General features: G+C 75.0%; 10 protein-coding genes and 1 pseudogene. 1 reads left to right on the plus strand and 10 read right to left on the minus strand.

Going from position 1 to position 10,646, the window contains the following annotated elements:
- The 9 genes and pseudogenes from ECOMGDLI_RS04130 to purN all read right to left on the minus strand — a co-directional run.
- Positions 1-737 (minus strand): annotated as a pseudogene (locus ECOMGDLI_RS04130) (hypothetical protein); the annotation flags it as partial.
- A complete protein-coding gene (locus ECOMGDLI_RS04135) occupies positions 734-1,774 on the minus strand; it encodes a glutamate ABC transporter substrate-binding protein (RefSeq protein WP_088314089.1) in 1,041 nt (346 codons plus the stop codon). The gene ECOMGDLI_RS04135 and the pseudogene ECOMGDLI_RS04130, both read right to left, overlap by 4 nt.
- Positions 1,771-3,204 carry a hypothetical protein gene (locus ECOMGDLI_RS04140; protein ID WP_088314092.1) on the minus strand — a complete coding sequence of 478 codons (1,434 nt, stop codon included), beginning with the start codon at positions 3,202-3,204 and terminating at the stop codon, positions 1,771-1,773. Before ECOMGDLI_RS04140 ends, ECOMGDLI_RS04135 begins: the two co-directional genes overlap by 4 nt.
- Positions 3,201-4,877, minus strand: a complete 1,677-nt coding sequence (locus ECOMGDLI_RS04145) for an AAA family ATPase (protein WP_088314095.1) — start codon at positions 4,875-4,877, stop codon at positions 3,201-3,203. Before ECOMGDLI_RS04145 ends, ECOMGDLI_RS04140 begins: the two co-directional genes overlap by 4 nt.
- Positions 4,874-5,395: a hypothetical protein gene (locus ECOMGDLI_RS04150; protein ID WP_088314098.1), complete on the minus strand. Its 522-nt coding sequence runs from the start codon at positions 5,393-5,395 to the stop codon at positions 4,874-4,876. The genes ECOMGDLI_RS04145 and ECOMGDLI_RS04150 overlap by 4 nt, the downstream gene beginning before the upstream one ends.
- A gap of 74 nt (positions 5,396-5,469) precedes the next feature.
- Positions 5,470-6,681, minus strand: a complete 1,212-nt coding sequence (locus ECOMGDLI_RS04155) for a toxic anion resistance protein (RefSeq protein ID WP_088314101.1) — start codon at positions 6,679-6,681, stop codon at positions 5,470-5,472.
- Between the two features lie 195 nt (positions 6,682-6,876).
- Positions 6,877-7,155: a DUF3017 domain-containing protein gene (locus tag ECOMGDLI_RS04160; protein ID WP_088314104.1), complete on the minus strand. Its 279-nt coding sequence runs from the start codon at positions 7,153-7,155 to the stop codon at positions 6,877-6,879.
- 35 nt (positions 7,156-7,190) lie between these two features.
- Positions 7,191-8,795, minus strand: coding sequence for a bifunctional phosphoribosylaminoimidazolecarboxamide formyltransferase/IMP cyclohydrolase (purH, locus tag ECOMGDLI_RS04165; RefSeq protein ID WP_198954531.1), 1,605 nt, complete (start codon positions 8,793-8,795; stop codon positions 7,191-7,193).
- 58 nt (positions 8,796-8,853) lie between these two features.
- Positions 8,854-9,519 (minus strand): phosphoribosylglycinamide formyltransferase, encoded by a 666-nt coding sequence (purN, locus tag ECOMGDLI_RS04170; protein WP_088314108.1) that lies wholly within the window; start codon positions 9,517-9,519, stop codon positions 8,854-8,856.
- Positions 9,520-9,572: 53 nt separating this feature from the next.
- On the opposite strand from purN, the gene ECOMGDLI_RS04175 reads away from it, so the two are divergent.
- A complete protein-coding gene (locus tag ECOMGDLI_RS04175; protein WP_088314110.1) occupies positions 9,573-9,986 on the plus strand; it encodes a hypothetical protein in 414 nt (137 codons plus the stop codon).
- Between the two features lie 12 nt (positions 9,987-9,998).
- On the opposite strand, the gene ECOMGDLI_RS34435 is transcribed toward ECOMGDLI_RS04175, so the two are convergent.
- The coding region (locus ECOMGDLI_RS34435) for a DUF6350 family protein (protein ID WP_198954532.1) at positions 9,999-10,646 on the minus strand (648 nt) is incomplete at its 5' end.

Below are 10,646 nucleotides of genomic sequence, written 5' to 3' on the forward strand. Positions count from 1 at the left end.
GCCGGCTCGACGCGGGCGCGCTCAGCGGGGCCGGGCTCGCGGTTCGCGGTGGTGACGATGAGGTCCCGCTCGGTGCGGGCGGCGTCCGCCTCGAGGGTGTCGAGCTGCACGGTGACGTCCGCGCCGCGCTGGGCGGCCTCGCCGAGGTCGTCGACCCGGGCGGTGAGCCGCTGGACGACGCCGAGCTCGCCGGGCTCGGCCTTGGCGAGCTCGCGCAGCCGCTCCATCCCGGCGCGCAGCGCGGCGACCCGGGCGGCGGCGTCCGCGGCCCGCGGGTCGAACGACAGCCGCGCCCGCAGCTGGGCGGCGAGCGCGTCGGAGAGCCGGCACGCGTCGACGATGCTCACCGCGAGCCCGGCCCCGCTGAGCGCGCCCGCGTCGAGCCGGCCGTGGAGCAGCGCCGACATCCGCTCCCGGGTCGCTGCGTCCGCGCGGCCGGAGTCGAACGTCGCGACGAGCTGGTCGTACCGGTCGCTGACCGCCTGCCAGAGCGTCATGGAGAGCAGGACGTCGCCGGTGTAGGAGTCCGGGTCGGTCGCCCGCAGCGCGGCCTCGTCGAGCCGGTCGAGCTCGGTCTTGCGGTCGGCCCGCCAGTCGCCGAGCGCCGTGAGGTAGGCGCTCAGCTCCGAGGCCGCGACGGCGACGCCGAGCCGCCCCGGGGCGGCCGGGGCCACGGCGACGCCGCCGGCCCCGGCGCGTGCGCCGGGAGCCGGGCGGTTCGTCGCCGGGACGGTCACGAGGCCGGGATCTCCCGCCCGTACTCCGGGGTCGGGGGCCGCTTGGCGCCGAGGGCGTCGGCGAAGTAGCTGTCGTACGAGGCCTGCCACTGACCGCTGGCGATGTACTCCTTGAGCACCGCGTTGAGGTACTGGGCGAACTCCGGGTGGTCCTTGGCGACCGCCAGGCCGTAGGGCTCCTCACCGATCTGGCCCTTGAGGACCTCGGTGTAGTCCGGGTCCTGGGCGTTGAGCCCGGCGAGGACTGTCGAGTCACCGGTGATCGCGTCGACCCGGCCCTGCTGGAGGAGCGCGAGGCAGGTGGTGTGCTGGTCGACCTGGACCGGCACGATGCCCGCGTACTGCGGGTCGACCATCCGCTGGATGCTCGTCGACCCCGCCGGGGCGCAGACCCGGGCGCCCGCCGCGACCAGTGCGCCGAGGCTCTTGGCCTTGGAGTCGCTCCGGACGAGGAACCGCTGCTCGGCCGTGAAGTAGACCGCGGAGAAGCCGACCTGGGTCCACCGGTCGCAGTTCATCGTCATGTTGCGCGCGACCATGTCGACCCCGCCCTCGTCGACCCCCGCGTTGACGAGCGGTACCCGTTGCGCCGCGGTGATCACGCGGAACTGCACCTTCGCGTCGCCGGTCGGACCGAAGATCGCCCTGCCGACGGCCTTCGCCAGGTCGATGTCGAAGCCCTTGAAGACCGTCGGCTGCTTGGGGTCGCGGGAGCCGAGGAGGAGGGAGTCGCCGGACACCCCGACGACGAGCCGGCCGCGCTTGCGGATCTGCGCCTGGAGGCTGTCGCCGGGGAACGCCACCGCACCCGACGTGGCGGGCAGCGGGTCGTACGACGTCGTCGCGTCGTCGCACGTCGGCTTCGCGAGCGCGGTCGGCGCGGCCGCCGGGCTCGCGGTGAACGCCGGGGTGTCCGCCGGGATGGACGGTGCCCCGCACGCTGCGAGCGCGAGCGCCCCGACGGCGGCGAGCGCCGTGACCAGTGCGCCTCGCCGGCTGCCGGTCGTCGTCCGGGTCGTCGTCCGGGTGGTCGTCATCGGTACTCCCCCAGCCGCTGCGAGATGCCGCCCACCGCGGCGATCGCCGCGAGGATGCCGAGCACGAGAGTGCCCCAGCCGACGAACTGGAGCGCGCCCCACGGGGTGGCCAGGTCCGTCGAGGCCTTCGCCGCCTGGGCGTCGAGCACCGGGTCGAGCGCGGCGACGAGGGCGGCGAACTCGACGTTCGAAGCCATCCCCTGCGCGTCCGCCGGGGCCGCGGCATCACCGTTCGCCCGCGTCGCCACCGTCACCGCCGAGGGCCAGTCGCCCCCGTCGTCGAGCTTCCGGATCGTCTCGTGGGTCGTCGTCCAGTCCTGGAGCGCGGCCGGTGCCGCCCCCACGTTCGCCCCCGACAGCCGGGCCCGTCCGAGCGCCTCGCCGATGACCTTCGCCTGCGCCTTCCACTGCGTCTCGTAGGCGGCGCCGCCGCCCTGCTTGACGAGCGTGAGGCTCTCCAGGCCCTTGGCGGAGTAGGCGGCCGCGCGCGCGGTGGTGAGCGCACTCGTCGCCGCGTAGGAGGTCACCCGGACGTCCTGCGCGGTGCGGCCCGTCGAGCTGAGGACCACGGCGCCGGAGCCGATCGCGAGCAGCGCCGCGGCGGACGCCGCGACGAGGCCGACGTTGAGCACGCGGTGCGTGCGCCGGGCGAGCCAGACCTGGGTGCCGACGAGCACCCCGCCGCTGACGAGGACGCCGAGGGTGAACCACCACGTGGCCGCGGAGGACGCCGAGTACGCGTCGTCGATCTTCGTGCCGTTGTCGGTGACGACGCCGTCGAGCAGCGGGAGGAGCTGGTCGCGGAGCACCGTCTGCGAGCCGAGCACGAGGTAGCCCGAGCCGAGCGGCACGCCGAGCCGGTTGTTGTCGCGGGCCTGGGCGATCTGGCGCGTGTAGTCGGCGAGCAGCTGGTTGGCCTGCGCGAGCTTCGCGGCGTCGTCGGGCTGCGCGGCCGAGGCGTCGACGAGCAGCCGGGCCGCCTCCGCGACCGCGCCGTCGTAGTCGGCCGTCAGCGCGGCCGGCTCCAGGCCGCCGGCGAGGAACCCGTTGGTCACCGCGGCGTCCGCACGGACGAGGTCGGCCTGCGCCTTCTGCACCCGGACGACCTGCGCGATGTGCGACCGGGCGTCCTCGAGGGCGTTGGCCCGGTACTGCATGGCGGCCGCGCCGACGACGGCGAGCAGCAGGCAGGCGAGCGCGGCGATCGCTGCGGCCACCCGCAGCCGGCCGGGCGAGCCGGAGAGGAACCCGGCGAGCCGGCTGCCCACGGTCGAGATGTCCGGGACGGCGAGGGTCGCGCTCTGCGGGCCGCCCTGCGCGGGCAGCACCTGGACGGCCTGCCCGGCCGCGGGCCCCGCGGGCCGGCCGGACGGCGTCCGGCGGCCCTTGCCCTGCCCCTTGCCCTGGCCCCGGGTCTTGGTCTGGCTCACGTGCTGCCTCCCACGATGTCCCCCTTGCTCACCGGTCCGAGGACGTCGAACGGGCCGGGCCCGTCGTCGTCACCGTCCGGACCGTCGTGCGTGCGGTCGGTCGTGCCGTCGCTCGTGCTGCTCGTGCTGCCGGTGCTCGTGCCGTCCGGCGCGCCGGCCGCCGCGGCGGGCTGCTCGTCGTCCGCGAGGTCCTCGGGCAGGAGCAGCCGGAGCTGGTCCGCCGTCGGGTCCGCGACGTCGCGCAGCCGCCACGCGTGGCGACCGATCGCTGACTCCAGGACGTTGCGCGCGAACCGTCCGTTCCCGAACCCCTCCCCGCGGGGTGTCGCGGCGAGGATCTCGCGGAAGCGCGCGAGGCACTCCGGGGTCGCGTCGTAGTCCTGCGACGTCGACAGCCGGGTGAAGATCTGGACGAGCTCGTCGTCGGTGTAGTCGGGGAACGTGATGGTCGTCCGGAACCGGCTCGCGAGCCCCGGGTTCGCCGCGACGAACTCCGCCATCGGGCCGGGGTAGCCGGCGACGATGACGACGAGGTCGTCCCGGTGGTCCTCCATCTCCTTGACGAGGGTGTCGATCGCCTCCTCGCCGTACTGGTCCCCGGTGAGCGAGTAGGCCTCGTCGATGAACAGGACGCCGCCGATCGCGGACGCGACGACCTCGCTCGTCTTGACCGCCGTCTGCCCGAGGTAGCCGGCGACGAGCTCGGAACGGTCCACCTCGACGAGCTGGCCCTTCGAGAGCAGCCCGATCGCCTTGTAGATCCCGCCGACGAGCCGGGCGACGGTCGTCTTGCCGGTGCCCGGGTTGCCGTTGAAGACGAGGTGGCGGGTGATCGTCGCGCTCTTGAGCCCCTGCTTCGCGCGCAGCTGCTCGATCCGCAGCACCGCCGACTGCCGGTGGATCTCGGCCTTGACGGTCGTCAGCCCGGTGAGCGCGTCGAGCTCGGCGAGCCACTCCTCGAGGGTCTTCTCCGGCACGGCCTCTTCGGCGGCCTCGGTGGCGACGGCCTTCTCCTGCTCACCGGCCGTCGCGGTCGCCTGTGGGTCGGACGGCGGGACGGCGCCGGGCTGCGGACCGGACGGCGCGCCCGGTTGCTGCCCACCCCCACGGAGCGCGTCGAGCACCTGGGACACGTCCGGCACGGAGTCGAACCCGGTGAGCACCGGCGTCGGGAAGGTGACCTGCCCCGGCCGCCACTGCCCGACCTCCGGGGCCGTGGTCCCCGGGGCGGGCAGGCCCGGGAACGCGCCCGGGGCGCTGCGCCCGACCGCACCGAGCTGGGCCGCGGCGGTGACGCCCGCGTTCGAGACGACGCGCAGGCTCGGCTCGCCGAGGCCGCACGCGGCGGTCGTCACGTCGACGAGGGCGTGCGCGTAGTCGGCGGCGTGCGGGGAGCCGGTCTCGACGAGACCGGACAGCAGCGCCGTCGGGGCCTGCCGCCAGCGCCGCGCGGACGACGCGGCGTCGAAGAACTCGCCGACCGGGCGGCCGAGCTCCTCGGCCCAGGCCTGCGGGGCCCGGGGCGCGGACTCGGCGAGGGCGGCGGCGAGCGCGGCCCCTTCGACGCGGGCGGCGCCGTCCGCGAGACCGGCCCGGCGGGCGACGGCCTCGAGGGCCGTGAGGGCCGCCGAGAGCGACGGGGCGGGCCGGGTGCCGCCCGGGGGTGTCGTCACGGCGTCCCTCCGACGTTCAGGCTGCCGCCGTCCGCACCGTGCCCGAACTTCTCCGCGAGGAAGCGGCCGTGGGCGACGAGCGCCTCGGCGTCGGCCCGGTAGACGGCGTCCCGGATCTTCTCCATCGTCACCGCGAGCAGGTCGAGCTGGTCGACGAGCACCATGAGCGAGGTCTTGTTGCCGTCGACCGGGCGGCGGTCGGCGAACGACCGCGGCAGCCGCAGGTAGGCCTCGAGCGCCTCCGGCAGGTAGCTCGTCGCGGTCGCCATGACCGAGTGCGCGTCCCGGCTGCCCGCCCCGAGGTCACCGAGCCGGGGCACGGTCTCCTTGACGGTCTGCGCGATCCGGTCGACCCGGGCGACGACGATGTCCGGCACCCGGCCCGCGATCCGGGGGCCGATGCCGTCGACCGCCGCGACGATGTCCGCGCTCGTGGGCGCGGGCGGGAGCGCGATCGCGGGCTCCCGCTCCGCGCCCCGGCCCGTGAGAGCACCCACGAGGTCCTGCCACCACGACACCGCTCGAGCTCCCCTGTTCCGTTGGTGCGCCTGGCCGTCCGCCAGACCGTCCGCCGACCTGCCCGGCGGCCGGGTCAGCCGCGGCCGAGGTCGAGCGACCCGCCGGCGACCCGGTCGTCGTGTCGGTTGACCCGGTCGAGGTACTCGCGGGACTTCGTGACCTCGTTCTCCAGCACGCCGATCGTCGACGCCATGTTGTCCAGGGCCTGCACCTTGAACTGGTCGATGGCGTCCATCGTCGCGTAGATGTTCTGGAACGCGGACTGCAGCTGCGGCAGCCCGATCGTCGCGCTCGCGGCCTGCTGCTGGATCTGGATCGAGTTGTCCCGCAGCATCTCCGACGTCGACTGGATCATGTTCGACGTCGTCGTGTTGAGCGCCGTGATCTGGTCGAGCACGAGCTTCTGGTTGTTCAGCGCCTGGGCGACGATGACCGCCGTCCGCAGCGCCGAGACCGTGGTCGTCGTCGCCCGGTCGACGCCCTTGACGAGCTCGATGTTGTTCTTGATGACGATGTCGATCGCCAGGTAGTTCTGGATCGACACCGCGAGCTGGGTCAGCAGGTCCTGGTGCTTCTGGCGGACGTAGAACAGGACGTCCTCGCGCAGCGACTTCGCCCGCTCCGGGTCGGTCGCCTCGAGCTCCGCGATCGACGCCGCGAGCTTGGCGTCCAGCCGCTCGGCGACGTAGACGTACTGGTTGAGCCGGCCCATCGCCTCCCAGAGGTTCTGCTTCTCGAGGTTGAGCGCGGCGTTGTCCCGGCGGAGCTCGTCCTGGCCGTCGTAGAGCGCCTTGAGGATGGCGTTGAGGTGGCTCTCGGAGCTCTGGTACTTGCGGAAGTAGTCCGTGAGCTTGTCCCCGAACGGCAGGAACCCGAAGACCTTCTTGGAGCCCTGGGCGCCCTTGGGGTCGAGGTCCTCGACGGTGCGGCGCAGCTCCAGGAGCGTGCCGGAGACCTTCGAGCCCTGCGCGAGGCTGCCCTCGTTGAGCGCCTTGACCGGAGTCTTGAGCAGCCGGTTGCTCGTCTCGGCGGCCTTGCGGATGTCCTGGTCGCCCATGGTGCGGACGTCCTCCGCGCGGGCGGAGAACTCCGGGCTGTGCGGTGCGACCGTCATGAGCGAGGACAGGTAGCCCTCGACCTTCTGGTCGAGCTGGGGGGCCACGGCGGGGTCCACCGCGGGCGCGATCCTCGGCGCCTGGGTCGCCACGACGGGCTTGACCGGCTCGGGTGCGGTCAGCGTCAGCGTGGCCTCGGCGGGCGGCGTCAACGGCATCGGCTCGGTCATGGGTGCCCTTCTCGCGTGGTGTCGTCCGGCGGGCTTTCGATGTCGGCCCAATCTAGACGGTTCCCACCCCGCGCCGACGGACCTCCCGGCGTTCGGTGATCACCCCGGCCCGCCGGCCTCGTCCCAGCCTGCCGGGTCACCCTGCGTGGTCGCACTCCGGGTACCACCACTGCCGTCGCACGGGCGGGCCGGTGCTCAGGCGGACGTCGGCACGAGCCCGGTGACGACGCCGACGGCGACGGCGAGGGACCCCGCCGTGAGGACGTCGACGAGCCGGGTCCGCACGAGCAGCCCGAGGCAGTACTTGTCGGGCAGGACGGCGCGCAGCACGGCCGCCAGGCCGAGGGCACCGGCGAGCAGGTAACCGCCCTCGCGGAACCCGACGAGCAGGGTCACCGGCACCACGGCGGCCGTGAGCAGGAGCACGGCGACGAAGGCGAGCCGCCGCGTCGGCGGGACCTCCCAACGCACCACGGCGCGAGCCTACTGGCCCCGGCCGGGGCCCGCCGTCAGTGCGCGAAGTGCCGCGCGCCGGTGAGGTACATCGTCACGCCGGCGGCCGCGGCGGCCTCGACGACCTCGGCGTCCCGGACCGAGCCGCCCGGCTGGACGACGGCCCGGACCCCGGCGTCGAGCAGCACCTGAAGCCCGTCGGCGAAGGGGAAGAACGCGTCGGACGCCGCGACGGCGCCGGTCGCGCGCTCGCTCCCGGCCCGCTCGACGGCGAGCCGGCAGGAGTCGACCCGGTTGACCTGGCCCATCCCGACACCGACGCTCGCGCCGCCCTTGGCGAGCAGGATCGCGTTCGACTTCACGGCCCGGACGGCGCGCCAGGCGAACGCGAGGTCGGCCAGGGTCGCGTCGTCCGCCGCGGTGCCGGTCGCGAGCGTCCAGCCGGCCGGGTCGTCGCCGGGGGCGTCGAGCAGGTCGACGGTCTGCAGCAGCAGGCCGCCGCTCACCGGGCGCATCTCGACCCCGCCGCGCCGCGCCGTCGCGGGCACCGTGAGCAGGCGGACGTTCTTCTTGCGGGTGAGCACCTCGAGCGCGGCCGGCTCGTAGCCGGGGGCCGCGACGACCTCGGTGAAGACGTCGCCGATCTGCTCGGCCATCGCGGCCGTCACCGTGCCGTTCACGGCGACGACGCCGCCGTAGGCCGACACCGGGTCGCACGCGAAGGCCTTGGCGTAGGCGTCGGCGACGTCGGTGCCGACGGCGATCCCGCACGGGTTGGCGTGCTTGATGATCGCGACCGTCGGGGCGTCGCCGTGGTCGTGCGCGGCCCGCCAGGCGGCGTCGGTGTCGACGTAGTTGTTGTACGACATCTCCTTGCCGTGCAGCTGCTCGGCGTGCGCCAGGCCGGGCCGGTGGCCGCGGTAGAGCGCGGCGCGCTGGTGCGGGTTCTCGCCGTACCGCAGCACGGCGGCGCGGTCCCAGGTGGCGCCCGCCCATGCCGGGAAGCCCGTGCCGTCGTCCGTCGGGGCGAGCACCGACCCCATCCAGGACGCGACGGCGACGTCGTACGACGCGGTGTGGACGAACGCCTCGGCCGCGAGCCGGCGGCGGGCCTCCAGGGTGAAGCCGCCCTCGCCGACGGCCGTGAGCACGTCGGCGTAGCGCGACGGGTCGGTGACGACCGCGACGCTCGGGTGGTTCTTCGCGGCCGCCCGGACCATCGACGGCCCGCCGATGTCGATCTGCTCGACGCACTCGTCAGGCGTCGCACCGGAGGCGACGGTCTCGAGGAAGGGGTACAGGTTGACGACGACGAGGTCGAACGGCGCCACCCCGAGGTCGTCGAGCTGGCGGACGTGGTCCTCGAGCCGCCGGTCCGCGAGGATCCCGGCGTGCACCCGCGGGTGCAGGGTCTTCACCCGGCCGTCGAGGCACTCGGGGAAGCCCGTCAGCTCCTCGACCGGGGTCACCGGCAGGCCGAGGGCGGCGATCCGGCCGGCCGTCGAGCCGGTCGAGACGAGCTCGACGCCGGCGCCGGCGAGCCCGCGCGCGAGGTCCTCCAGGCCCGTCTTGTCGTAGACCGACACGAGGGCCCGGCGGATCGGGACCCGTCCCTCGCCGGTCGTCGGGGTCAGGGCGGTCTGCTGCGGCGCGTGCGTCACGACGGCCGACGATATCGGCCCCGGGGCGCCGGCCGGCCCACGGGGAGCACCGCAGCGGTCACCCGAGGCGGACGTGCCGGCCCTGCGTCGTCCAGCCCGCGGTGACCATCCGGGTCACGACGTCGACGAGGAGCTCCCGCTCGACGCCCTTGATCCGCTCGTGGAGCGTCGCCTCGTCGTCCCCGTCGAGGACCTCGACGGCGCGCTGGGCGACGATCGGGCCGGAGTCGACCCCGTCGTCGACGAGGATGACCGTGCTCCCGGTGACCTTGACGCCGTGCGCGAGCGCGTCCCGGACGCCGTGCGCCCCCGGGAAGGCCGGCAGCAGCGCCGGGTGGGTGTTCACGGTGCGGGCGCCGAACCGCACGAGGTAGGCCGTGCCGAGGATCTTCATGAAGCCGGCGAGGACGACGAGGTCCGGCGAGAAGACCTCGACGGCCCGGGTCACCCCGGCGTCGAAGCCGGCCCGGTCCGGGAAGTCGCGCAGGGCGACGACGGCCGTCGGCACCCCGGCCGCGCGGGCCCGGTCGAGGGCCGCGACGCCGTCCCGGTCGCTGACGACCCCGGCGACCCGGAAGGGCGCGCCGGGTGCGGCGGCGGCGTCGAGGAGCGCCTGGAGCAGGGTGCCCGAACCGGACACGAGGACGACGACGCGGGGCCGGTCGGTCGTCGGCGGCACCGTCGGCGGGGTCGTCGGCAGTCGCGTCGGCGGGGTCTGCGGCACGGCGCCACAGTAGTGGGCGCGAACCGGCGGCCCCGGCAGGTGACAATGGCTCGGTGACGACGACCTGGCCGCGCAACCGCGAGGAGCTCGAGGAGCGGCTGCGCGCCCGGACCCGGCTGTTCGGCGCCCTCATCGTCGCGTCGGTCGTCACGGCCTTCCTGCCGCTGCCGTGGAAGCTCAGCACGCTCGTGTTCGGGACCGGCTGCGTCGTCGTCGGCTTCCAGGTCATCTTCGCGCTCGCGGCGTCGCGCCGGGCGGGCGGCGAGGCCCGCGGGTTCCTCGGGGTGAGCGTCGGGCTCGGCGTCGCCACGGTGCTCGTCGTCGTCAGCCTCCTGCAGGCCGTGCTCTACCCGGCCTTCAGCGACTACCAGCGCTGCCTGTCGACGGCGTCGACGATCGCCGCGCGCGATCGCTGCGCCGACGAGCTGCGGGCGCGGCTCGGCCCGGCGGCGTCGACCGTCGGCTGACGCGCCGTCCCGTCAGTCCCGGCCCGCGCGGGCGGCGAACCCCGGCATCGCGGCGCGGGCGCCCACGACGAGCAGAGCACCGACCGTGACCTCGACGGCGAACACGAGGCCGGTCGGCAGGGGAGCGGGCCCGGCGACCCCGAGCCGTCCCGGCCCGATCCCGCCGCCCGAGAGCCACGCCAGGGCGCCGAACGCGAGGCCCGCGAGCAGCCCGGTCAGCACGGTGTCGAGGACCGCCGTCCAGCGCCCGGAGTCGACGCCCCGTCGCCGGACGACGAGCAGCCCGCCGGCCCCGCCCGCGAGCAGCGGCACGAGGAGCAGCAGGAGCGCGGCGCCCGGCATCGGCCCGGGGGTCGGGAGGGCACCGAGGACGGGGACGGCGGGCAGGTCTCCGAGGGAGACCGCGGTCGGCGCGACCGACGTGCCGCGGCCGACGGAGAAGCCGGTCCCGGTGAGGAAGGCGCCGCCCCAGACCGCGAGGTTGGGCAGGGCGGTGAGCTGGGCCAGCGTCAGGACGACGCCGCCGACGACGCCGGTCTCGAGCACCCCGTAGAGGGAGGCGACGCCGCCGTGCTGCGCGACGAGCGCGGCGACGACGAGCAGGGTCCCGGCCCCGACCTGGACGGCGGTGGCCGACAACCAGGTGAGGACCGCCGGCAC

The organism is Kineosporia sp. R_H_3, assembly GCF_002198675.1.
Taxonomy (GTDB): domain Bacteria; phylum Actinomycetota; class Actinomycetes; order Actinomycetales; family Kineosporiaceae; genus R-H-3.